Here is a 21,663-nt window from a genome sequence, read left to right as displayed (position 1 = left end):
GGTAAACGGCTGACCACGTGGTCGTCACGGAGGTGGCGTATGTTCGTTGGAGCGTTTCACATCACGGGTGCGCGGGGAGCCACTCGTCCGCGATCGCGACCGTGAGCTGCTCCAGCAGCGGCCCGGCCCGGCGGACGCGGCGCTCGTCGTCCGGCTCGATGTCGGCCAGCGCGTACGCCGCCTGGATGCGCGCCTTGCGGAGCTGCTCGCCGGTGAGCCCGCGCCGCCCGGCCACCGCGACGACCGGCGCGCCGGCCCGGGCCGCCGCGCGGGCCACCCCGATCGGCGCGGTGCCGCGCAGCGACCGGCTGTCCAGGGTGCCCTCGCCGGTGACGACGAGCCGCGCCCCGCGCGCCTTCTCGGCGAATCCCAGTAAGCCGAGCATCAGCGCGGGGCCGGGCTCGATCGTCGCGCCGAGGAAGATGAGCGCGGCGAACCCGACGCCGCCGCAGGCTCCGGCGCCGGGCAGGTCGCGGGCCGCCTTGCGGGCCGCCGCCTCCGCCAGGTCGGCCCAGCGGCGCAGCCCCGCGTCCAGCAGCCGGACCTCCTCGCGGGTCGCGCCGCAGCGCGGCCCGTCCACGGCGGCGGCGCCGGTGCGGCCGAGCAGCGGTCCCGCCGGGTCACCCGCCATCACCACCTCGATGCCCGACATGTCGGGCAGGCCGCGCAGGTCGAGGGCGTGCAGCGAGCGCAGCGCGGCCCCGCCCGGCGGCAGGTCCTTGCCGAGCGCGTCCAGCAGCCGCCCGCCGAGCCCCTGCACGAGGCCCGCGCCGCCGTCGGCGCAGGCGCCGCCGCCGAGCCCCAGCACGATCCGGCGGGCGCCGAGCCGGACCGCGTGCGCGAGCAGCTGCCCCGTGCCGAGGCTGGAGGCGGCGAGCGGGCGCGGCTTGCCGCCGGGCAGCCGGCGCAGCCCGGACGCCTCGGCCAGCTCCACCACCGCGCTGCGCCCGTTCAGCGCCAGCCGCGCGGTGACCGGGCGGCCCGTCGGCCCGCCCACCTCGACCTCGACCCGCCGCCATCCGGCCGCGACCGCCGCCTCCACGGTGCCCTCGCCGCCGTCCGCCACGGGCAGCTCCAGCAGTGGGACACCGGGCCGGGCACGGCACAGCCCGGCCGCGAGGTGCCGGGCCGCCTGCGCGGCGGTCAGCGCTCCGGGGAACCTGCCGGGCGCCAGCAGGACGTGACCCGGCGGGGACGGACGGGAGGGAGAGTCCGCGGACACCACAGCCACGCCTTTCACGCCGGGGGTAAGGCTCTACCTTCTACTTACGTCATGACGGCACTATTTGACACCCGCAGGCGTGCCCAAGACTCTCAAATGGCAGTAGAGGCGTGTTCGTCCCGAGTGGTCACCGCACGTTCAGCCACTGCTCGATCGGGTTGATCGCGAAGAAGACCAGGAACAGCGCCACCACGGGCCACAGCCACACCGACACCTCGCGGATCCTGCCCCGGGCGAGCTTGATCAGCGCGTAGCTCACCATCCCGCCGCCGATTCCGATGGTGATCGAGAACGTGAACGGCATCAGCACGATGGTGAGGAACGCCGGGATGGTGATGTCCAGGTCGTCCCAGTTCACCTTGGAGACCTGCGTCATCATCAGCGCGCCGACGACGACCAGCGCGGGCGCGGCGGCCTGGGCGGGGACGGTGGCGGCGAGCGGGGTGAGGAACAGCGTCACCGCGAACAGCGCGCCGGTCGCGATGTTGGCCAGGCCCGTCCGGGCGCCCTCCCCGACACCGGCCGCCGACTCGACGAACACCGTGTTGGCGGACGAGCTGGTGATGCCGCCGAACGCGGCGGACAGGCCGTCCACCGACAGGATCCGGCCGAGCCGCGGCACCTCGCCCCGCTCGTTCACCAGGCCCGCCTCGTCGCTGATGCCGAGGATCGTGCCCATCGCGTCGAAGAACCCCGACAGCACCAGGGTGAACAGCACGACCAGCGCGGTGATCACCCCGGCGCGGCCGAACCCGCCGACCAGGTCGATCTCCCCGAACAGCCCGAAGTCGGGTGCCGCGAACAGTTTCTCGGGCATGTTCGGCGTGACGACGCCCCAGCCGCCCTGCTCGATGGACGCGTTCTCCTGGACGGCGACGGCCCCGATCGTCCCGGCGATGATGCTGATCAGGATCGCGCCGGGCACCCGCCGCACGTACAGGACGATCATCAGCAGCAGGGTGAGCGCGAACACCAGCGCCGGCCATGTCGCCAGGTGGCCGCCGGTGCCGAGGGACAGCGGCGGGCTGGTCGCGCTGGAGGTGACGAACCCCGCGTCGTAGAAGCCGACCAGCGCGATGAACGCGCCGATGCCGACCGCGATCGCGTGCTTGAGCGCCAGCGGGATCGAGTTCATGATCCGCTCGCGGATGCCGGTGAGTGCCAGCACCACGATGACCGCGCCCTCGATCACCACCAGCCCCATCGCCTGCGGCCAGGTCATCACCGGCGCCGCCTGGAAGGCCACGACCGCGTTGATGCCGAGGCCCGCGGCGAGCGCCAGCGGCGCGTTCCCGACGAATCCCATGATCACCGTGGTGACCGCGGCGGACAGCGCGGTCATCGTGGTCAGCTGCGGGATCGACAGTGTCGCCCCGGTGACGTCCTTCGCCCCGCCGAGGATGATCGGGTTCAGCAGGATGATGTAGGCCATCGCGAAGAAGGTGGTGACGCCGCCGCGCAGCTCACGCGGGACGGTGCTGCCGCGCCCGGTGAGATCGAACAGCCGCTCCAGCGGTCCGCCCCCGCCGGCCGGCGGCGAATCGTCGGTCTTCGCGGTACTGGTCTCGGACATGACGGGCGCTCCGCTTTTCGCAGCGTGGTTCCGGCAGGGGGTCTCCGGAATGGGCGAGCACAGGTTAACCGCTTGGGGACTCCGGAGCGTGACGGGGGCGATCTGTCCGCTATAGCCTGCCGTCATCGACTTTCTTCCTCGCCCCGCACGCGGCGCGGCCGGCGAGCACCCTGCGGTGAGAACCCAGTGGTGAAACCCTGTAGGCGGTGGTCACACGATGGATAGGGAGACCCTGGGGCAGCGCATCCGCGCCCTGCGGATCCGGCAGGGCGTGAGCCAGGCCCAGCTTGCCTTCCCCGAGCTGTCCGACAGCTACATCTCGCTGATCGAGAGCGACAAGCGGGTGCCGGCCCCGAGTGTGGTCGAGCTGCTGGCGGCGAAGCTGAACTGCTCGGCGACCTACCTCGTCAGCGGTGTCAGCGAGGACGTCGTGGACGAGCTGCGCGTCACGCTCGACTACGCCGAGATCGCGCTCAGCAACGGCGCGGCGGACGAGGCGCGGGCCCGGTTCGCCGAGGTGCTCGCGAACGCCGACGCGGTCGCGCTGCCGGAGATGCTGCACCAGGCGCGCTGGGGCCACGCCCTCGCGCTGGAGGCCGCCGGCCGGCTGGAGGAGGCGATCGCCGGCCTGACCGCGCTGACCGAGGAGGCGTCCGCCGAGGCCGATCTCGACCACTGGGCGAAGGTGCACGTCGCGCTGAGCCGCTGCCTGCGCGAGCGCGGTGACGTCAGCGCCGGGGTGGAGGCGGCCGAGAGCGCGCTGCGGCACCTGATCGCGACCGGTGCCGACTCCACCGACGCCGCCGTGCACCTCGGCGCGGCGCTGCTCGCCGCGTTCATCGAGCGCGGCGACCTCGTCCGGGCCCGCCAGCTCGCCGTCCAGCTCGTCGAGCGGGCCGAGCGGATCGGCAGCCCCCGCGCGCGGATGGTCGCCTACTGGGAGGCCGCCTACGTCGCGGAGATCCGCGGTGAGTACGAGGACGGCGTCACCCTGGCCGAGCGGGCGCTGATGCTGGCCGGTGACGGCGAGGATCCGCGCGACCTGAACCGGCTCCGCGTCCTTTACGCCGGGCTGCTGCTGCGCGCCCGCCCGGACCAGGCGTCCCGCGCCCGCGAGCTGCTCGGCCGGGTCCGCGCCGAGATCAGCGCCAGCTCGTCCGGGGAGATCGACGTGGCCTGGTGCCTGACCGAACTGGCCCGCGCCGAGACCGCGCTCGGCCGCCCCGCCGAGGCGGTGGCGCTCGCCGAGGAGGCGCTCGACCTGCTCGGGGACGCCCCGCGCCGGGCCACCGCCGGGGCGCTGACCGTGCTCGGCGAGGCGTCGGTGCGGCTCGGCCGCCGCGACCGCGCGGTGGAGGTGCTGACCCGGGCCGCGACCTGCCTGGAGGAGATGGAGTCCTCCCGGGAGGCCGCGCAGGCGTGGTTCGACCTCGCCGAGGTCCTGGCCGAGACGGGCACCGCCGAGGAGCCGCGGATGGCCGCCTACCGCCGCGCCCTGACCTGCGTGGGGGTGTGACCGAACCAACTCGGGCGGCGCCGCGTCCATAATGCTGCGAGTTGCCCGAGTTGGGGAGTTGCCGGTGTTCGGTGTGGTCAGACCATGCAGGCATGTCCTGTGCGGATCGTTGTTCAAGGACTGGATGGCCCATCTCTGCGGGCTGTGCCTGACGTTGCGGGCCGAGCACGGCCAGGCCGCGCGGCTCGTCACCAACTACGACGGGCTGCTGGTGTCGGTGCTGGTGGAGGCGCAGGCGCCGGCGTCGTCCCCGCGCCGCAAGGCCGGGCCGTGCGCGCTGCGCGGGATGAAGACCGCCGAGGTGGTCACGGCGCGGGCGCAGGGCGCGCAACTGGCCGCCGCCGCGTCGCTGCTGCTCGCCGCGGGCAAGACCCGTGACCATGTCGCGGACGGCGACGGCCCGTACGCGCGCCGCCTGGTCGCCGCCGCGGCGGGGCGGATGGCCGACCGCTGGGACGCCGCCGGCGGGCGGACGGGCGCCGCAGTCGGCTTCGACCCGTCGGCGCTGCGCGACGCGGTCGCCCGGCAGCCCGTCCTGGAGTCCTCGCCCGGACTGGGGCTGCTCGACCTGACCGAGCCCACCGAGACCGCCGTCGCGGCCGTGTTCGCGCACACCGCCGTCCTCGCGGGCAAGGAGCGCAACGCCGAGCCGCTCGCCGAGGCCGGCCGCTTCTTCGGGCGGCTCGCCCACCTCCTCGACGCGGTCGAGGACGTCGCGGACGACGAGGCCACGGGCGCCTACAACCCGCTGCTCGCCACCGGCACCACCCTCGCCGAGGCCCGCCGCCACGCGGACGACGCGCTCCACGGGCTCCGCCTGGCCCTCGCCGACCTCGAACTGGAGCGGCCCCGGCTCGTCCGGGCGCTGCTGGACCGCGAGGTGGGACGTTCCGTCGACCGGGTGTTCGCCGACCCCGAGAACCTTTCCAGGCGCGGGCCCCGGCCGCCCCGTCCCGGCTGGCCGGTGCCGTGCTTCACCGGGGCGCTCGTCTGCGCGACCTGCGGTGTCTTCCAGCCCGAGTGGAGCGAGCACCACGGCGAGTCGTGCGGGGACCGCTGCTGGTGCTCCCGGCATGGCGACGGTTGCGACGGAGGTTGCGGCGACTGCTCGGGCTGCTGTGATTGCTGCAGTTGCTGCGACTGTGACTGCGACTGCTGCGATTGCGACTGCGGGTGCAATTGATCGGGGTTTTCCGCGGGTTGCGGTACTTCCCGCCCCGGGACGTGCCATGGTGGCGGGCTCAGTAGGGTGGACACAGCCCTTCAACTCACCTAGAAAACCCGGCCCTCCATGAACATCTTCAAGTCCCGCCGACCCGTCCGCCGCGCCGGCGTCGTCGCCGCCCTCGCCCTCGTCCTCGGCGCCGTGACCGCGCCCCCCGCACTGGCGCACACCCGCCTGGTCGAGAGCACCCCTGGAAAGGGCGGGTCGGCGGAATCGGTCACCGAGGTCAAGCTGGTCTTCAGCGACAAGATCAGCGTGGCGAAGGTCGTCGTCAAGGACGACAAGAACAAGACGTACCAGTCGGGCCCGGCCGAGCGTTCGGGAACGACGGTGACGCAGAAGCTGACCGGGCCGCTGCCCGCCGGCTCCTACACGGTCGCCTACCGGGTCGTCGGTGAGGACGGGCACCCGATCGAGAACAGCGACCTGACGTTCACCGCGGCCGGTGGCGAGGCGGCCTCGCCCGCGCCGTCCGCCGGCGGGGTCGGCGCCGAGCAGCAGACGGGCGACGCCGCCACCGCCAACGAGCAGCCGCTCAAGCTCGACCAGGAACAGGCCGCCGAGAAGGACTCCGGCTCCGGGATGATCCTGTGGGTGCTGATCATCGGCGGCCTCCTCGTGGGCGTCGGCATCGGTGCCGGCATCGTGTTCCGCGCCAAGCGCAAGCACCCGGCGGCAACCGGAAGTGAGTAACCGGAAGTGAGTAAGGGGAGCCTGGGCGTCTGGCGGGCCGGCGCGGCGGCGGCCGCCGCGGCCGGCGCCGCCCTGGTGGCCGGTCTCGTCCTCGGCGGCTCGGTCACCGAGGAGGTCATCCCCGGCCTCGGCGACGCGGGCGCCCTCACCCGGTGGGGGCTGCCCGTCTCCCGGGCCGCGATGGACCTGCTGTCCGTGCTCACCATCGGCGCCCTGCTCGCCGCCACCGCGTTGCTGCCCTTCGAAGGCGGGCGCGGCGCCGCCCGGCTGTCCAGGGACGCGATCGGCTATCTGAACGCCGCGTCCTGGCTGGCCGCCGGCTGGGCCGCCGCCGCGGCCGCCACCCTGGTCTTCACCGTCGCGGACGTCCTCGGCCAGCCGGTCGGGGAGGTCCTCACCGGCAGTGAGCTGAGCAGCTACGTCGGCTCGCTGCCGCAGGGCACCGCCCTCATGATCGTGGTGCTGCTGGCCGTGGTGGTGGCGCTGCTGGCCCGCACCACCACCACGCCCGCCGCCGCGTTCGGGCTGCTCGCCATGGCCGGGATCGCGCTGCTGCCCGCGCCGCTGACCGGGCACTCGGCCTCGGCCGCCAACCACTCCACCGCGGTGACCGGCGTCGCGCTGCACGTGGCCGCCGTCGCCCCGTGGGTCGGCGGGCTCGCCATCGTCGCCGCGCACGCACTGCTCCGCCGCGACCGGCTGCCCGTCATGGCGGAACGGTTCAGCCGCATGGCCCTGTGGTGCTACATCACCGTCGGCGCCAGCGGTCTGGTGAACGTGATCGCCCGGCTCCCGGACCCGTCCGAGCTGGTGACGACGGACTACGGGCGGCTGGCCCTCGGCAAGATCGTCGCTTTCGGGGTGCTCGGCTGGTTCGGCTGGTGGCACCGGACCCGGACGCTGCCCGCCCTCGCCGGTCGCGGGCCGGGGGCGTTCGCGCGGTTCGCCTCGGTCGAGGCGGCCGTGATGGCCGCCACCATGGGCCTCGCCGTCGCCCTGGCGCGTACCGCGCCGCCCCCGCCGGCCGCGCCGGAGTCGGCGGTCAGGTCGCTGCTCGGCTACGACATGCCGCCGGAGGTCACCCCGCTGCGGCTGCTGACGCTGTGGCAGTTCGACCTGTTCTTCGCCACCCTGTCCGCGGTGCTCGGCGGCCTCTACCTCGCCGGCGTCGCCCGGCTGCGGCGGCGCGGCGACTCCTGGCCGATGGGACGCACCGCCGCCTGGTTCATCGGGCTCGTCACCATCCTGGCCGTCACCCAGACCGGCGTGGCCAAGTACGCGCCGATCCTGTTCAGCGTGCACATGGCGCAGCACATGGTGCTGAACATGCTGACGCCGATCTTCCTGGTCCTCGGCGCGCCGGTGACGCTGGCGCTGCGGGCGCTGAAGCCCGCCCGGGTGCGCGGCGACCGCGGCCCGCGCGAGTGGCTGACCGCGTTCCTGCACAGCCGCTACCTCTCCGTCGTCGCGCATCCCGCGGTGGCGACGATCATCTTCGTGGTCAGCACGTTCGCGCTGTACTTCACGCCGTTGTTCGGGGCGGCGATGCGCAACCACCTCGGCCACATCGCGATGATGGTGCACTTCCTGGCGGCGGGATCGCTGTTCTTCTGGGTGCTGCTCGGCGTCGACCCCGCGCCGAAAAAGCTGCCCTACCCGGCGCGGCTCATCCTGCTGTTCGTCACGATGCCGTTCCACGCGTTCTTCGGCATCGCGCTGATGAGCATGAGCCAGGCCCTGGCGCGCGGCTGGTACGGGGCCGTCGACCCGCCGTGGGGCACCACGACGCTGCACGACCAGCACACCGGCGGCGCGATCGCGTGGGCCTTCGGGGAGGTTCCGACGTTCGTCGTCCTCATCGTCATGGCGTTCCAGTGGTACCTGGACGACCAGCGGCAGGCGCGGCGGATGGACCGCAAGGCCGACCGGGCCGCGAAGGGCGGCGGCCGCGGCGAGGAGGACGAGCTGGCCGCCTACAACGCGCGTCTCGCCAAGCTGGCCGAGCGCGACCGCGCGGTGGCGGAGCAGCAGGGCAAGCGGACCCCGTCCTGAGCCCCGGTTCCCCCGCGCGGGGGAGTGCCGCCGCCGCCGCGTCTGCCAGGATCGACGCGTGCTCCGTGTGCTCCGGCCGCTGATCGAGCGGACGACCTGGCGGCGCTGGTCCCACCTCGTGGTGGGCGGCGCGCTGCTGATGCCGTACTGGTTCTTCACGATCAGCTTCACGCCGCTGCTGCCGATCGGCGGCGCCGTCGTGAAGTTCGTGCTGATGCTGCTCGTGCTGCCGGGCGCGGCGACGTTCGTCACCGGGCTCGTGCCGACGGTCCGGCTGCTGGAGGGGGCCCTCGCCAAGGAGCTGCTCAACGGGCCCGCCGCGGCGTTCGTCCCGGAGCCGGGGCGCTCGTGGGAGAGCCGGATCCGGGCCGCGGCGTGGTTCGGCCTGCACCTGTTCGGCGGCGTGGTGGTGAGCGGCCTCAGCCTGGCGGTGCCGCCGTTCGCGATCGTGATGCTCCTTGCGCCCGCGGTGAGCTGGGACACCCGCTTCCTGGACACCTGGGGGTGGGAGAACGCCTGGCACCAGTGGCCCGCGCCGCTCATCGGGCTGGCGTCGCTGGCGGTGCTGCTCGCGCTGATCGTGGGGGCGGGGACGCTGCTGTCCCGGCTGGCACCGTGGTTCCTCGGGCCGTCCGCCGCGGAGCGGCTCGCCGACATGGAGGCGAGGGCGGTCCGGCTCGCCGAGCGCAACCGGCTGGCGCGGGAACTGCACGACTCGGTGGGGCACGCGCTCAGCGTGGTGACCCTGCAGGCCGGGGCGGCCGGGCGGGTTCTCGACAGCGATCCGGCGTTCGCCCGGGCGGCGCTCGGCGCGATCGAGGAGTCGGCCCGTGCCGCGCTGGAGGACCTCGACCACGTGCTCGGGCTGCTGCGCGACGACCCGTCCCGGCCCGCCCCGCAGGCCACGCTGCAGGACCTCGGACGGCTGCTGGAGCAGACCCGGATCGCCGGGGTGAAGCTGGACGCGGAGGTCGGCCCCGAGGTGGAGCAGGTCCCGGCGGCGGTGTCGCGGGAGGCGTACCGGATCGTCCAGGAGGGCCTGACGAACGCGTTGCGGCACGCGGGGAAGGTCCCGGTACGGCTGCGGCTCGGCATCGCGGGCGAGCGGCTGGAGATGGAGATGAGCAACCCGCTCGGCGCGCCGCGGGGGGAGGGTGCCGGCCACGGCGGGGGGCGCGGCCTCGCCGGGGTCCGCGAGCGCGTCCTCGTGCTGCGCGGTGACATGACCGCCGGGGCGGACGAGGACGGCTGGCGGTTCTGCGTCTCGCTGCCGCTAAGGTCCGGAACATGACGATCAAGGTTCTGCTGGTCGACGACGAGCGGCTGATCCGGGCGGGCCTCGCCGCCATCATCAACGCGGAGGGCGACCTGACCGTGGTCGGCGAGGCGTCCGACGGGGCCGGGGTGCCGGGCGAGGTGAACCGGCTGCGCCCGGACGTGATCCTGATGGACGTGCGGATGCCGCGGCTCGACGGCATCCAGGCGACCCGCCGCGTCCTGGACACCGTGCCGGAGCCGCCGCGGATCATCGTCGTCACCACGTTCGAGAACGACGAGTACGTCTACGACGCGCTGAAGGCCGGCGCGCACGGCTTCCTGCTCAAGCGGACGCGGCCGGAGGAGATCGTGCAGGCGATCCGGATGGTCGCGCACGGCGACAGCCTGCTGTTCCCGGCCGCGATCCGGGAGCTGGCCGCCGCGCACGGGCGGCGGGGCGGGGACGGCGGCGCGCGCTGGCACGACCGGCTCACCGAGCGGGAGGGGGACGTGCTGCGGCTGATGGCCAAGGGCCACTCGAACGCGGAGATCGCGCAGGAGCTGTTCGTGAGCCCGCAGACGGTGAAGACGCACGTCGGGAACATCCTCGCCAAGCTGCAGGCCCGGGACCGGACGCAGGCCGTGATCCTCGCCTACGAGACGGCCTTCATCACCCCGGGCTGAGCGGGCGGCCCGGCACGGTCTTCGGCCCGCGCTTACACCTCGTTTACCAATGGGTGGCTACAAAAGAGACATAAGCGAACAAGGCTGACTAATCGGGGGATCATGGACGCCGCTACCCTGTCCGAGCTGCGCAAGCCGCGGGCCTACCCGGCCGTGTCGGTGCTGATGCCGACGCACCGGGCCGTCACGGGCAGCCGCGAGGACCGCATCCGGCTGCGCAACCTCCTGGCGGAGGCACGGCGGCGGCTGCACGACGACGCCCGGGTCCCGCCCGGCGCCGCCGACCACGTCGTCCACGGGCTGGAGCGCGCCGCGGAGGAGGTCGACCTGCGGCACGCGTCCGACGGGCTGGTGCTGTTCGCCGCCCCGGGCGGCGAACACCACGCGTTCACCATCGGCCAGCACGTGGACGAGCGGGTCATCGTGAACACCGGGTTCGCCACCCGCGACCTCGTCGCCGCCTACACCCGCACCCCGCGCTACTGGCTGCTGTCGCTGTCGGACCAGCGGGCCCGGCTGTGGGACGGCCGCGGCGAGGAGCTGACCGAGCGCACCGGCGGCGGCTTCCCGGCCGTGCCCGCGCCGATCGACGAGGCCGGCTCCGGGCGGCAGGCGCGGCGCGCCGCGCAGGGCGGCGACGGCGAGCGGCAGCGGCAGCTCATGCGGGACGTGGTGGCCGCCCTCGACCGCGTGCTCGGCCGGGACCGCCGCCCGCTGATCGTCGCGGGCGTCACCCGGCACCAGGCGTTCTTCGACGAGGTGGCCGGGCCGCACATCACCGTGGCGGGCCGCGTCGACGGCAGCTTCGAGGGCGCCGCGCCCAGCACCCTCGCCGACGCGGCCCGCCCGGCGCTCGCCGCCTACGAGGACCTGCGGGAGGTCGGCGTGCTGGCGGAACTGGAGGCCGCGCGCAGCATCCAGCGGTACGCGGGCGGGCTCCGCGAGGTCGGCCGCCTGGCCGAGGAGGGCCGCGCCGAGCACCTGGTCGTCGAACGCGGCTACTACGCGCCCGCGGTGCGGACCGGCGGCGAACTCGTCCCGGTCGACGGGAGGCCGGGCGACCTCAAGGGCGCGGACGTCGTCGACGACGCCGTGGACCACGCCATCGAGACGGTGCTGGAGTACGGCGGCGAGGTCACATTCGTCTCGGACGGCTTCCTCGTCGACCACGACCGCATCGCGCTGGTGACGCGCTACTGAGCCGCCGGGCAGACCGGGGCCCGCCAGACCACCCAGCCGTTCGGGTGGTCCCGCCGCGGGTACGGCCGCCAGCCCGCCGGGTGCGCGGGCCATGACGCCTCCGGGGACGTCCCGTCCGGCAGGGAGGTCAGCACCGTGCACACGCCGGGCGCGGGCGGGCGGCCGTCGCGGACGTCGACTCGGCCGATCCGCGTCCACCACACCGGGTGCATGAGCTTGATCCGGACGTCCCAGCCGACCGCCACGTCCGCGACGACCCCGCCCGCCGCCGGGCCGGGGAACGGCCGAGCCGGGTGGATGCGGTCGGGCGACGGCCCCATGAGGAACGTCATCGCGGCCAGGTTGATCCCGGCCACGCCGAGAGCCAGGAGAGGCGTCCTGGCCGGCCTCGACAGCAGGAGCAGCCCGCAGAGCAGGACGCCCGCGCTGAGCGCCGTCCACTGCAGGTGCAGCGCGGTGCGGTCGCCGGTCAGGAACATGGTCTCGGGGAAGTCGAAGCCGATGAACGTGTGGGTGCGCAGCCGGTCGCCCGCGTAGCCGGCGACCCACAGGCCCGCGCCCTCCATGACGAGCAGCGCCGCCGCCGTCAGCCGCATCGCCGTCCGGGCCTGCGACCGGACGAGCGCCGCCGCGCCCGCGAGCGCGTAGACGAGGGCGAGGCAGGACAGGTACCGGCCGTAGGCGAAGTTGCCGACCCGGTGCTCGTCCGGCAGCGCGGCCGTCGACGCGTACGCGATCCCGCAGGTCACGGCGGTCAGCACGGCCGCCATGAGCCGGTCGGCCGGCGGTGTCCGCCGCCGCACCAGCGCCGCGGCGACGACCACCAGCCCGATCCCGGCCAGCCCCCAGGTCGAGACGATCAGGTACCAGACCTGCCCGGCGGCCCCGGCCAGCGCCCGCTCCTGCCCCGCCACCGTGGTCATCCGGCGTTCGAAGTTCCCGGCCAGGTCCCGCGTGCCGTGCCGGTACATCGTGTTCTGCAGATGCGCGTTGAACACCGCAGCCGCCGCGTACCCGGCGGCGGCCACGCCGCCCGCGACCAGCGCCGCGCGCCGCCGCAGGGGTTTCACCGCGAGCACGGCCAGGGCCAGCGCGTGCACGGCGAGCAGGACCGTCCCGCGCGTGTGGACGGCCGGCGTGTAGGCCGCGACCACGCTCGCGAGGACCCCGTCCACGGCCCGGCCTTTCCGGGCGAACCGGTCCAGGCTCAGCAGCCACGCCAGGACGAGCGCGGGCAGCACGGCGTCCGCGAGCACGAACGCGCCGAAGAACGTGGTGGCGGGCAGCAGCGCCGCCGTGAACGCGAGCGGCAGCGCGGCCCGCCGGGCCAGCCCGAACCGGCGCGCCGCCGCGTACCCGAGCGGGAACAGCGCCGCGCCGATCAGCGCGTTGATCACCATGACGGCCGTGTAGACCGTCACCGGGTCGTGCGACGACCAGGAGGCCGGGGTGAGCAGGAGGGGATAGCCGCCCCGGTAGAAGGTGTTCCCGGACAGGTCGGCGGCCGGCCCGCCGGTCAGCCACCGGGCCGCGACCAGGTAGCCGGTCTCGTCCGGGTTCGCCACCGGCCCGGTCCGCGCGCGGGCGAACCACAGCCGTACCGCCACCTGGGCGAGCACACCGGCGGCGAGCAGCCAGCCGAGGGCGCGCGGCCGGGCGGGGGACGGGGAATCCGGCGGTGCCTGCGGAAGGGCCGGAGTGATCGCGAGCGTCATGACGATCACGCTCCCCGCCGTATGTCATCGCCGTGTGCGAGAAGTGTCCGGATTTCGTGACACAGTGCGGTGCTTGATCGCGGGTGTCCAATAATGGCCCGGTGGCGAGCATTCTGTTTGTCGAGGACGATCCGTCCGCGCGGACCGCCCTGGAACTGGCGCTGACCCGGCAGGGGCACGGGGTGACCTCCCGCGCCACCGGCGAGGACGGCCTGGAGGCACTGCGGGCCCGGCGCCCCGAGATCGCGATCCTGGACGTGATGCTGCCCGGCATCGACGGCATCGAGGTGTGCCGCCGCATCCGCCGGGACGACTCGCTGCCGGTGATCCTGCTGACCGCGCGCGGCGACGACCTCGACATCGTCCTCGGCCTGGAGGCGGGCGCCGACGACTACGTGGTGAAGCCCGTCGAGCCCCGCGTCCTGGACGCCCGTATCCGCGCCGTCCTGCGCCGCGCCGAGCACACCCGCCTCGACCGTTCCGTCTACGGCGACCTCGTCATCGACCGGGCCTCGCTGAAGGTCGCCAAGGGCGGCGCCGATCTGCGCCTCACCCCGACCGAGCTGCGGCTGCTGCTGGAGCTGACCCGGCGGCCGGGCCAGACCCTCACCCGCCAGTACCTGCTCGCGGAGGTCTGGGAGCACACCTACCCCGGCGACTCGCGGCTGGTGGACGCCTGTGTGCAGCGCGTCCGGGCCAAGATCGAGGACGAGCCCGCCGAGCCCCGGCTGATCGAGACCGTCCGCGGCTTCGGCTACCGCTTCACCGCGCCGTGCTGAGGCTGCGCCCCCTCACCGGGCTGCGGGTCCGGCTCGCCGCGGCGTTCACCGCGGTCGCGCTGCTGGCGTCCGTGCTGGCGTCCGGCCTGTCCTATGTGCTCGTGCGGCGGGTGATGCTGCAGCGCGCCCAGGATGCGGTGCTGAGCGAGGTGCGCACCGCCCTCGCCCAGCACATCCCGGACCAGCTTCCGCCGGACACGCAGGAGGACGTCGGCGAGGAGCTGATAGAAGCCCTCACCGCCGAGGGACACCAGGCGGTGTGGGTGCCCGTACCACTGGACGGTTCGGTGAGGCTGCCGGAGCCCGGCCATCTCGACGTTCCCGTCAGCAAGGAGTTCGCGCGGCGCGCGATGCGCGGAATGGTCTTCCAGCGCGTCGTCCGCAAGGAGAGGATGAACCGGAGCCGCCCCTATCTGCTGGTCGGGGCGCGCGTCACCGGCTACGAGACGACGATGGACGAGCCGCAGCGGACCACCCCGCCGATGGTCTTCCTCACGGCGAGCCTGGACCGGGAGGCGTCCGACCTCCGGCTGTTCACCCGGGTCCTGTCGATCGCCGACGCGGTCGCGCTGCTTGCGGCGCTCCTCCTCGCGCTGCTGGCCACCCGGGGTGTGCTGCGCCCGGTGCGCCGCCTCGGCGCCGCCGCCCGCGCGCTCGGCGCGGGCGAGCTGGCGACGCGCGTGGACGTGCGGGGCCGGGACGAACTGGCCGACCTCGCCCGCACCTTCAACCGCACCGCCGAGGCGCTGGAGCGGACGGTGCTCGAGCTGCGCGCGATGGAGGCCGCGTCCCGCCGGTTCGTCGCCGACGTGTCCCACGAGCTGCGCACCCCGCTCACCTCGATGATCGCGATGACCGACGTGCTCGCGGACGAGGCGGGCGGCGACGACGGCGATGCCGCCCGGCTCGTCGCGGACGAGACCCGGCGGCTCGGCCGGCTCGTCGAGCACCTCATCGAGATCAGCCGGTTCGACGCCGGCGCCGCCTCGCTCGTTCTGGACGAGGTGAACCTGGCCGACGCGATCGCGGGCACGCTGGGCGCGCGCGGCTGGCGGGACCGGGTGACCGTCGAGGGTCCCCCGGACCTGTTCGCCCGCCTGGACCCGCGGCGTTTCGACGTCGTCATCGCCAACCTGGCCGGCAATGCGCTCAAGCACGGCGGCCCGCCGGTCACGTTGCGCTTTGCGCCGGCCGACCGCGACGGGACCTCCGGCGTGGAGGTCGTCGTCGCCGACCGCGGCCCCGGGCTGCCCGGCGAGCTGATCGCCGTGGTCTTCGACCGGTTCGTCAAGGCGGAGGCGGCCCGTTCCCGCAGCGACGGCAGCGGGCTCGGCCTGTCGATCGCGAAGGAGAACGCCATGCTGCACGGAGGAACCCTGGAAGCGGCCAACCGCCCGGACGGCGGGGCGGAGTTCACGCTCTGGCTGCCCGCTGGGAACGGTGGTGGGCCGGCATGAGACGGTCGCGTCTCCGCCGGGCCGCCGCCGTGGCCACGGCGGTCCTCGCGACCGCCGGCTGCGGCGTCCGGCCGACCGGGATCATCAGCGCGGGCGACCCGCCGGACGCGCACGGGAACGCCGCCGCCATGACCGTCTACCTGGTGCAGGGCGGCAGACTGGAGGCGGTCACGCGGCCGGGGCTCCCCGGCCGCCCCTACCTGGCCATCGACCAGTTGTCGGTGACGCCCACATCGTTCGAGCGCAGCTCCGGCCTGCGCACCGAGGTTCACCCTCCGGCCCGTGTCGAAGAGGCCGCCGCCAAGCCGACCGTGCTGATCGTCCACCCGGCCGGTCCGCCGAGCGGCCGGCGGCAGGTCTGGTCGCGTCTTGCGGTGGCCCAGATCACCTGCACCGCGGCCGCCATCCCCGGCGTGGAGGCGGTCAAGCTGGCCAAGGTGCACGGCCCGATGGCCAGGCTCGGCCCGTTGACCTGCGACCAGTTCTCCGACCTGCTGTCCTGATCAGTTCCTCGTCAGCCATTGGGCGGTGATGTCGCCGAGGACCGACCGGATGGCGAGGACGGCGATGCCGAGGGTGAGGACGGGCATCACCACCCAGCGCTCCACCTTGCCGTCCGTCCGCGGGACGACCGGGATGTCGATCCGCCACGGCAGCGGCCAGAACACCGGGCAGCCCCTCGGGGTCAGGCAGTCGCCGGCGACGTGCGCCAGGCAGCCGAGGGTCACCGCGAACCCCGCGAAGCTCATATCGATCTTGTGCATGAGCCAGACGGCGATGAGGGCGAGCGCACAGTCGGCGAGCGCGGACTGGGGCTCGCGTCCCTCGAAGTCCAGCCCGACGCCGCGCAGCCCGAGCCCGACGATCATGAAGAGGCAGGCCCACCAGGCGTAGACGTAGTGGGTGGCGAGCGTGTCCATCGCCCAGCCCATGCCGACCGCGAACAGGATCGAGTGGGTGGCGTGCCGGTGACCGCCCGAGAGCTTCCCGATCCACTTGCACATGTGGTGGGTGATGGGGCCGAACGTGTTGGCGATGCGCCCGTTGTGGTGGTCGATGTCCGGCAGGATCGCCGCGCCCGCGCACACCACGGCGCCCGCCGCGATCTGCTCCGGCGACAGCGTCACCGCGTACTCGCCGAGCAGCCGCTCGTAGCCGAGCACCGGGACGGCGGCCAGCCACGCCAGCGCGCCGCTCAGGGCATGCGTCTTGCCCATCATGTGCCGTTCCCCCGCCTTCCAGAGCGTCCGCCGCCCGTATTCAGGGCGGGACTCTAACCCGCTACTGATCGTTTTCAGCGGCGACGCGCCGAAGGTGGCGCCACGTCCCTTTGATGCGGGGATGGGGGTCTCGGTTCCGGGTCACCCGGCCGGGACCGGATCAGCGGATGAAGACGGCGTAGTCGGCGACGTCGCTCGTCAGGGACGGCGGCAGCCCCGCGATCGCGGACAGCTCCTCGGCGGACATGAACCCGCCCGTCTCCGCCCGCACCCGCTCGATCTTCTCCGCCAGTTCCGGGGTGATGCCGGGCAGCAGCGTCAGCGCCTCCGCCGGGGCGTGGTTGACGTCGATCAGCCCCCCGTCGTTGTACTGGCGCGGCAGGTCGGGACGTCCGATCCGCAGCTCCTTGGCAAGGCCCGGGTCGGCCGCCGCCAGCTCCCGCGCCTTCTCCCGCAGCAGCCGGCGCCGCTTGACCCGCTCCACCACGGCCTCGTTGTCGACCGCCGACAGCCCGTGCGGGTCGAACACGCGGCGCCGGATCAGGAACGCGTGCCCGCATCCCACCACCGCGAGGACGAACAGCAGCATGCCGAACACGCGCTCGGTGCCCTCGTCCTCGTTGATGCCGGGGAGCAGGAACATCGCCAGCGCGAACACCCCGAGATACGCGGCCGTGGACACCGTCAGGTGCAGGCTGCGCCGCCACAGCGCCGCCGCCGCGAACGTGAACGGCGTGGCGTAGCCGAGGGTCAGGAACGGCAGCGCCGCCCACGTCACGCTCAGGGCCGCCCGCCCCGGCGGCATGCTGTCGGACGGGACCCTCGGCTCATAGGGCGCTGGGGCGTTCATCTGGAGAGGTTCTCCCGGCCGGGTGTGTGACGTAAACCGGACTCTAGATCAAGAGGACCGTCACGGCAGGGTGAGGATTTCATGGCCGTCGTCGGTCACCAGGAGCGTGTGCTCGAACTGCGCCGTGCGCTTGCGGTCCTTGGTGACGACCGTCCAGCCGTCCGGCCAGATGTCGTAGTCGTAGGTGCCGAGCGTCAGCATCGGCTCGACCGTGAACGTCATCCCCGGCTCGATGACCGTCGTGGCGCTCGGGTCGTCGTAGTGGGGGACGACCAGGCCGGAGTGGAACGTCGTGCCGATCCCGTGGCCGGTGAAGTCGCGGACGACCCCGTACCCGAACCGCTTGGCGTAGGACTCGATGACCCGCCCGATGACGTTCAGCGCCCGTCCCGGCTTGACCGCGCGGATGCCGCGCATGGCCGCCTCGTGGGTGCGCTCGACCAGCAGCCGCGACTCCTCGTCCACGTCCCCGCACAGGAACGTCGCGTCGGTGTCGCCGTGGACGCCGTCGATGAACGCGGTGATGTCGATGTTGACGATGTCGCCGTCGCGCAGGACCGTGTCGTCCGGGATGCCGTGGCAGATCACCTCGTTGATCGAGGTGCACAGCGACTTGGGGAACCCGCGGTAGCCCAGCGTGGACGGGTAGGCGCCGTGGTCGAGCAGGAACTCGTGCCCGATCCGGTCGAGCTCGTCGGTCGTGATGCCGGGCCGGATGTTCTCGCCGACCTCCCGCAGTGCCTGCGCGGCGATCCTGCCCGCCACCCGCATCTTCTCGATGATCTCGGGTGTCTTGACGTCCGGCTCCCCGGTCTTCGGCCGCTTCTTGCCCACGTACTCCGGTCGCGGGATGGAGGACGGGACCTTGCGCATGGGGGAAACGTTTCCGGGCCGGAGCAGCTGGGTCGTCATAGTGATGGAGTGTAGTCAGCGGGATCGCGGCAACGAATCCCTGCGGAAGCGAGCGAGAGGAGCGCCGATGGCCGGTGACGATGGTGACTGGTGGTTCTGCCTGAAGCACATGAAGGTCGAGCATGGGCCCGGCTGCCCCGGCAAGGACCGGATGGGGCCGTACGCGTCCGAGAGCGACGCGGCGAACGCCCTCGTGCTCGCCCGCGAGCGCAACGAGGCGTGGCGCAAGCAGAACGAGAACTGACTTCATCCGGGGGCGCCCCCCAGGCCCCCGCCGACGACTGAGGGGCACCGCAGCGAAGCGAGGATGCCCCTCAGTCGACGACCGGGCCGGAGACGGCGTCGAGGAACCTGGCGAGGCGGTGGCGGAGCCCGCGCGGGCTCCGCGCCGGCTCCTGCCCGGCCGCGGCGCTGACCAGATGCTGGGCGCCGTCGAACGACATGAGGGCCTCGTCCTTGGGGACGGTCAGCGCCTCATGGGCGAGGCCCCGCAGCTCCCGGTCGCCGCCTTCCAGCGCGAGGACGGTCGCGCCGGTGCGGCGCGCGTCGTCGACCCGCTCCAGCAGCGGGACGGGCGCGTCCTCCTCGGCGACGACGAACAGCGTCTCGCCGCGCCGGGCCGCCTCCAGCCGCTCCAACCCGATCCGCAGGTGCGCGGGCGCGTCGGCGGGCGGCGTCCAGCGGACCAGTGTGGGGGCCAGGCCGGGGACGCCGCCGAGCCGGCTCTCGTCGTCCAGGTGCGCCGCCAGATGCCACGGGTCGTCGCCGGGCGTGCCGACGAGCAGCAGCCCGCCCGGGGTGCGGGAGGTGACCCGCAGCGCACGGCCGAACTCCTGGGTCCGCTCCAGCCAGCCCGTCGTCGACAGGACCTCGCGCAACATGGTGATCTGCTCGGCGTCCACGGGCACCATGCTGCCGCACCGGACGCCTTGATCAGGCGGTTTTCGCCGATGAGGGCGCCCGGGGCGGAGCGTGCGGGGAGCCGCCTGGCAGACTCGATCGCATGACTGAGCAGCAGAAGACCCCCTACGACCTTCCCGACGCGAGCGGCCTGTCGATCGGCATCCTCGGCGGCACCGGCGACCAGGGCAAGGGCCTCGCGCGCCGGTTCGCGCTCGCCGGGCACCGGGTGACGATCGGGTCGCGCAAGGCCGAGCGCGCGCAGGAGGCCGCCGCCGGGCTCGCCGCTGAACAGGGCGCGGACCTGCCGGTCTCCGGCGCGGAGAACCCGGTCGCGGCGGGGGAGTCCGATGTGGTGATCGTCGCGGTGCCGTGGGAGGGCCACAAGGCCACGCTGGAGTCGCTGCGCGCCGAACTGGCCGGCAAGATCGTCATCGACTGCGTGAACCCGCTCGGTTTCGAGAAGGGCAAGGGCGCGTTCGCGCTGCCGGTCGAGGAGGGCAGTGCCGCCGAGCAGGCCGCCGCCGTCCTGACCGGCAGCCGCGTCGTCGCCGCATTCCATCACGTCTCCGCCAAGTTGCTGCTCGACCCCAGCGTGGCCGAGATGGAGCTGGACGTCCTCGTCCTCGGTGACGACCGCGAGGCCACCGACCTCGTCCAGGCCCTCGCCGGCCGCATCCCCGGGATGCGCGGCGTCTACGGCGGCCGGCTGCACAACGCCCACCAGGTCGAGGCGTTCACCGCCAACCTGATCTCCATCAACCGCCGCTACAAGGCCCACGCCGGGCTGCGCGTCACCGACGTGTGACCGGCGGCCGGTCCTGGACCGGCCAACCGCTCGTTAAGCTCGGTGCGGTGCCGAGCTTGAACGATCCGGAGGCGGCGGGGCGCCCGCTCGTCCTGCTGCCCTCCTCCAGGACGGCGCCGCTGCGCGCGGTCGCCAAGCGGGTCGGGATCGCGCTGGTGCTCCTGCTCTCCGTGGTGGCCGTCGTCTACGCCGACCGCAGCGGATACAAAGACTCCGGCGACGGGGAGCTGTCGCTGCTCGACGCCTTCTACTACGCGACGGTGACCGTCTCCACCACCGGCTACGGTGACATCACCCCGGTGGGGGACGCGGCCCGGTTCATCAACATCGTCTTCATCACGCCCGTGCGGGTGCTGTTCCTCATCGTTCTCGTGGGCACGACCCTGGAGGTCCTGGCGGAACGCACCCGCGAGGACTGGCGCAAGTCACGCTGGAGGGCACGCGTGCGGGACCACATCGTGGTGGCCGGCTATGGCACGAAAGGCCGCAGCGCCATCAAGACCCTGCTGAGCACCGGCGTCGACCGCGGGTCGATCGTCGTCGTGGACCCGGACCCGCGCGTGGTGGCCGAGGCGGCGGAGGCCGGGTTCGTGAGCATCGTCGGGGACGCGACGCGCAGCTCGGTGCTCAGACAGGCGGCGGTGCAGCGCGCCCGGGAGATCGTGGTGGCGAGCGCCCGCGACGACACCGCGGTGCTGATCACCCTGACCGCGCGGCAGCTCAACCCGCACGCCGGCATCCAGGCGTCGGTGCGCGAGTCGGAGAACGCCCCGCTGCTGCGGCAGTCCGGCGCCGACCACGTGGTGACCTCGTCGGAGGCGGCCGGGCGGCTGCTCGGGGTGTCCACCACCCAGCCGAGCGTCAGCGAGGTCATCGAGGACCTCCTCGACCAGGGCAGCGGCCTCGACCTGGTGGAGCGCGAGGTCCGCCCGGACGAGGTCGGCGGGCCGCTCACGGCGGTGCGCGAACCGGCGCTCGCGGTCGTCCGGGGCGACCGGACGCTGCCGTTCGACCATCCCGGCTGCGCGACCCTCGCCGCCGGCGACCGGCTGATCGTGGCGCGGTCGTCGCCGCGGCAGCGCGCCCGCCCCGAAAGCGCGGGAGCGGACGGCGGCTCCGGCGCGTCGTAACAGTGACATAGCATCAGGGTGGCGACAGGCAGGTGGACATGCGAGAGAACCGGTCGGCGGATCCGTGGAGCGCGTTCCTGGCGCCTCCGGGACGCGGCGCCGCGCCGCGCAGGCCGCCCGGCGCGGAGCCCGGCGGCGCGGCCGAGGCCGAGCCCGCCTCGCAGGACGCGTGCCGCCGCGTCCTGGCCCGGCTGCGCGCGGCGAACGGCCCGCTGTCGCTGGAGCAGCTTCACCACGCGACCCGGCTCGGTCTCCTGGAGGTCGCCGACGCCGTCGAGACGCTGCGCGAGCGCGGCCTGGTCGCCGTGGAACGCGAGATCGACGAGGTCGTCCGGCTGACCGAGGGGTGAGCGGGTGCTCGGATACGCCGTCGCCGTCTCGCTGAGCTGCCTCGTCGGCATCGCCGAGCTCGTCAGCCGGTACCGGGACCGGCCCACCACGCTGGTCCGGGTGCCGAGCACCTGGGCGTA

General features: G+C 73.6%; 21 protein-coding genes. 14 read left to right on the top strand and 7 right to left on the bottom strand.

Annotated features, from left to right (window positions below; all coding sequences use genetic code 11):
* Positions 1 to 61: 61 nt before the first annotated feature.
* Positions 62 to 1,222 carry a glycerate kinase gene (locus AF1_RS21440; RefSeq protein ID WP_255218827.1) on the bottom strand — a complete coding sequence of 387 codons (1,161 nt, stop codon included), beginning with the start codon at positions 1,220 to 1,222 and terminating at the stop codon, positions 62 to 64.
* 127 nt (positions 1,223 to 1,349) lie between these two features.
* The gene (locus AF1_RS21435) at positions 1,350 to 2,795 is read right to left on the bottom strand and encodes an NCS2 family permease (RefSeq protein WP_067802090.1); all 1,446 of its coding nucleotides are present in this window, start codon (positions 2,793 to 2,795) and stop codon (positions 1,350 to 1,352) included.
* 217 nt (positions 2,796 to 3,012) lie between these two features.
* Between AF1_RS21435 and AF1_RS21430 the strand changes: the two genes are divergently transcribed.
* From AF1_RS21430 to AF1_RS21400, 7 genes are all read left to right on the top strand, one after another.
* Positions 3,013 to 4,311, top strand: coding sequence for a helix-turn-helix domain-containing protein (locus AF1_RS21430; RefSeq protein ID WP_067802086.1), 1,299 nt, complete (start codon positions 3,013 to 3,015; stop codon positions 4,309 to 4,311).
* Positions 4,312 to 4,342: 31 nt separating this feature from the next.
* Entirely contained in the window at positions 4,343 to 5,494 is a 1,152-nt protein-coding gene (locus AF1_RS21425) for a DUF5685 family protein (RefSeq protein ID WP_084263189.1), read from the top strand.
* A gap of 108 nt (positions 5,495 to 5,602) precedes the next feature.
* Positions 5,603 to 6,229, top strand: a complete 627-nt coding sequence (locus AF1_RS21420) for a copper resistance CopC family protein (RefSeq protein WP_067802083.1) — start codon at positions 5,603 to 5,605, stop codon at positions 6,227 to 6,229.
* A gap of 6 nt (positions 6,230 to 6,235) precedes the next feature.
* Positions 6,236 to 8,281 (top strand): cytochrome c oxidase assembly protein, encoded by a 2,046-nt coding sequence (locus tag AF1_RS21415; protein ID WP_067802080.1) that lies wholly within the window; start codon positions 6,236 to 6,238, stop codon positions 8,279 to 8,281.
* A gap of 58 nt (positions 8,282 to 8,339) precedes the next feature.
* Entirely contained in the window at positions 8,340 to 9,572 is a 1,233-nt protein-coding gene (locus AF1_RS21410) for a sensor histidine kinase (RefSeq protein WP_242608873.1), read from the top strand.
* Positions 9,569 to 10,222, top strand: a complete 654-nt coding sequence (locus AF1_RS21405; RefSeq protein WP_067802077.1) for a response regulator — start codon at positions 9,569 to 9,571, stop codon at positions 10,220 to 10,222. Before AF1_RS21410 ends, AF1_RS21405 begins: the two co-directional genes overlap by 4 nt.
* A gap of 102 nt (positions 10,223 to 10,324) precedes the next feature.
* The gene (locus tag AF1_RS21400) at positions 10,325 to 11,422 is read left to right on the top strand and encodes a baeRF3 domain-containing protein (RefSeq protein ID WP_067802072.1); all 1,098 of its coding nucleotides are present in this window, start codon (positions 10,325 to 10,327) and stop codon (positions 11,420 to 11,422) included.
* On the opposite strand, the gene AF1_RS21395 is transcribed toward AF1_RS21400, so the two are convergent.
* Positions 11,416 to 13,137: a hypothetical protein gene (locus AF1_RS21395; protein ID WP_131732721.1), complete on the bottom strand. Its 1,722-nt coding sequence runs from the start codon at positions 13,135 to 13,137 to the stop codon at positions 11,416 to 11,418. The two genes, AF1_RS21400 and AF1_RS21395, sit on opposite strands and share 7 nt — an antisense overlap.
* A 101-nt stretch (positions 13,138 to 13,238) precedes the next feature.
* On the opposite strand from AF1_RS21395, the gene AF1_RS21390 reads away from it, so the two are divergent.
* Genes AF1_RS21390 through AF1_RS21380 form a run of 3 tightly spaced genes read left to right on the top strand, consistent with a single transcriptional unit; the run spans position 13,239 to position 15,876 of the window.
* On the top strand, positions 13,239 to 13,916 hold the full coding sequence (locus tag AF1_RS21390) for a response regulator transcription factor (protein ID WP_067802067.1): 678 nt from the start codon (positions 13,239 to 13,241) through the stop codon (positions 13,914 to 13,916).
* Positions 13,910 to 15,373: a sensor histidine kinase gene (locus tag AF1_RS21385; RefSeq protein ID WP_067802062.1), complete on the top strand. Its 1,464-nt coding sequence runs from the start codon at positions 13,910 to 13,912 to the stop codon at positions 15,371 to 15,373. The genes AF1_RS21390 and AF1_RS21385 overlap by 7 nt, the downstream gene beginning before the upstream one ends.
* Positions 15,370 to 15,876, top strand: coding sequence for a hypothetical protein (locus AF1_RS21380; RefSeq protein WP_131732719.1), 507 nt, complete (start codon positions 15,370 to 15,372; stop codon positions 15,874 to 15,876). Before AF1_RS21385 ends, AF1_RS21380 begins: the two co-directional genes overlap by 4 nt.
* Here AF1_RS21380 and AF1_RS21375 read toward each other — a convergent pair whose 3' ends face one another.
* From AF1_RS21375 to map, 3 genes are all read right to left on the bottom strand, one after another.
* Entirely contained in the window at positions 15,877 to 16,593 is a 717-nt protein-coding gene (locus AF1_RS21375; RefSeq protein ID WP_174548880.1) for a metal-dependent hydrolase, read from the bottom strand. It abuts the gene before it with no gap.
* A 160-nt stretch (positions 16,594 to 16,753) separates the two neighbouring features.
* Positions 16,754 to 17,443: a ComEA family DNA-binding protein gene (locus AF1_RS21370; protein WP_067802056.1), complete on the bottom strand. Its 690-nt coding sequence runs from the start codon at positions 17,441 to 17,443 to the stop codon at positions 16,754 to 16,756.
* Between the two features lie 60 nt (positions 17,444 to 17,503).
* Positions 17,504 to 18,355 carry a type I methionyl aminopeptidase gene (map, locus tag AF1_RS21365; protein ID WP_067802054.1) on the bottom strand — a complete coding sequence of 284 codons (852 nt, stop codon included), beginning with the start codon at positions 18,353 to 18,355 and terminating at the stop codon, positions 17,504 to 17,506.
* Between the two features lie 67 nt (positions 18,356 to 18,422).
* Between map and AF1_RS35275 the strand changes: the two genes are divergently transcribed.
* Positions 18,423 to 18,599: a hypothetical protein gene (locus AF1_RS35275; RefSeq protein WP_165488397.1), complete on the top strand. Its 177-nt coding sequence runs from the start codon at positions 18,423 to 18,425 to the stop codon at positions 18,597 to 18,599.
* Positions 18,600 to 18,669: 70 nt separating this feature from the next.
* Here AF1_RS35275 and AF1_RS21360 read toward each other — a convergent pair whose 3' ends face one another.
* Positions 18,670 to 19,266, bottom strand: coding sequence for a hypothetical protein (locus tag AF1_RS21360; RefSeq protein ID WP_067802051.1), 597 nt, complete (start codon positions 19,264 to 19,266; stop codon positions 18,670 to 18,672).
* A gap of 92 nt (positions 19,267 to 19,358) precedes the next feature.
* On the opposite strand from AF1_RS21360, the gene npdG reads away from it, so the two are divergent.
* From npdG to AF1_RS21345, 3 genes are read left to right on the top strand one after another with little or no spacing between them, the layout of a single operon-like run.
* Positions 19,359 to 20,063, top strand: a complete 705-nt coding sequence (gene npdG / locus AF1_RS21355; RefSeq protein ID WP_067802046.1) for an NADPH-dependent F420 reductase — start codon at positions 19,359 to 19,361, stop codon at positions 20,061 to 20,063.
* A 47-nt stretch (positions 20,064 to 20,110) separates the two neighbouring features.
* Positions 20,111 to 21,193, top strand: coding sequence for a potassium channel family protein (locus tag AF1_RS21350; RefSeq protein WP_165488396.1), 1,083 nt, complete (start codon positions 20,111 to 20,113; stop codon positions 21,191 to 21,193).
* A gap of 32 nt (positions 21,194 to 21,225) precedes the next feature.
* Positions 21,226 to 21,543, top strand: a complete 318-nt coding sequence (locus AF1_RS21345; RefSeq protein WP_131732718.1) for a hypothetical protein — start codon at positions 21,226 to 21,228, stop codon at positions 21,541 to 21,543.
* Positions 21,544 to 21,663: the final 120 nt, after the last annotated feature.

The sequence above is a fragment of the Actinomadura formosensis NBRC 14204 genome (assembly GCF_001552155.1).
Taxonomy (GTDB): domain Bacteria; phylum Actinomycetota; class Actinomycetes; order Streptosporangiales; family Streptosporangiaceae; genus Spirillospora; species Spirillospora formosensis.
This window is presented reverse-complemented; position numbering and strand designations above follow the sequence as displayed.

Excerpts from the sequence above, each read along its gene's own strand:
- AF1_RS21435 (WP_067802090.1), bottom strand. The coding sequence starts at position 2,795 with ATGTCCGAGACCAGTACCGCGAAGACCGACGATTCGCCGCCGGCCGGC.
- AF1_RS21430 (WP_067802086.1), top strand. The coding sequence starts at position 3,013 with ATGGATAGGGAGACCCTGGGGCAGCGCATCCGCGCCCTGCGGATCCGG.
- AF1_RS21425 (WP_084263189.1), top strand. The coding sequence starts at position 4,343 with ATGCTGCGAGTTGCCCGAGTTGGGGAGTTGCCGGTGTTCGGTGTGGTC.
- AF1_RS21420 (WP_067802083.1), top strand. The coding sequence starts at position 5,603 with ATGAACATCTTCAAGTCCCGCCGACCCGTCCGCCGCGCCGGCGTCGTC.
- AF1_RS21405 (WP_067802077.1), top strand. The coding sequence starts at position 9,569 with ATGACGATCAAGGTTCTGCTGGTCGACGACGAGCGGCTGATCCGGGCG.
- AF1_RS21400 (WP_067802072.1), top strand. The coding sequence starts at position 10,325 with ATGGACGCCGCTACCCTGTCCGAGCTGCGCAAGCCGCGGGCCTACCCG.
- AF1_RS21395 (WP_131732721.1), bottom strand. The coding sequence starts at position 13,137 with ATGACGCTCGCGATCACTCCGGCCCTTCCGCAGGCACCGCCGGATTCC.
- AF1_RS21380 (WP_131732719.1), top strand. The coding sequence starts at position 15,370 with ATGAGACGGTCGCGTCTCCGCCGGGCCGCCGCCGTGGCCACGGCGGTC.
- AF1_RS21375 (WP_174548880.1), bottom strand. The coding sequence starts at position 16,593 with ATGATGGGCAAGACGCATGCCCTGAGCGGCGCGCTGGCGTGGCTGGCC.
- AF1_RS21370 (WP_067802056.1), bottom strand. The coding sequence starts at position 17,443 with ATGAACGCCCCAGCGCCCTATGAGCCGAGGGTCCCGTCCGACAGCATG.
- map (WP_067802054.1), bottom strand. The coding sequence starts at position 18,355 with ATGACGACCCAGCTGCTCCGGCCCGGAAACGTTTCCCCCATGCGCAAG.
- AF1_RS35275 (WP_165488397.1), top strand. The coding sequence starts at position 18,423 with ATGGCCGGTGACGATGGTGACTGGTGGTTCTGCCTGAAGCACATGAAG.
- AF1_RS21360 (WP_067802051.1), bottom strand. The coding sequence starts at position 19,266 with ATGGTGCCCGTGGACGCCGAGCAGATCACCATGTTGCGCGAGGTCCTG.
- npdG (WP_067802046.1), top strand. The coding sequence starts at position 19,359 with ATGACTGAGCAGCAGAAGACCCCCTACGACCTTCCCGACGCGAGCGGC.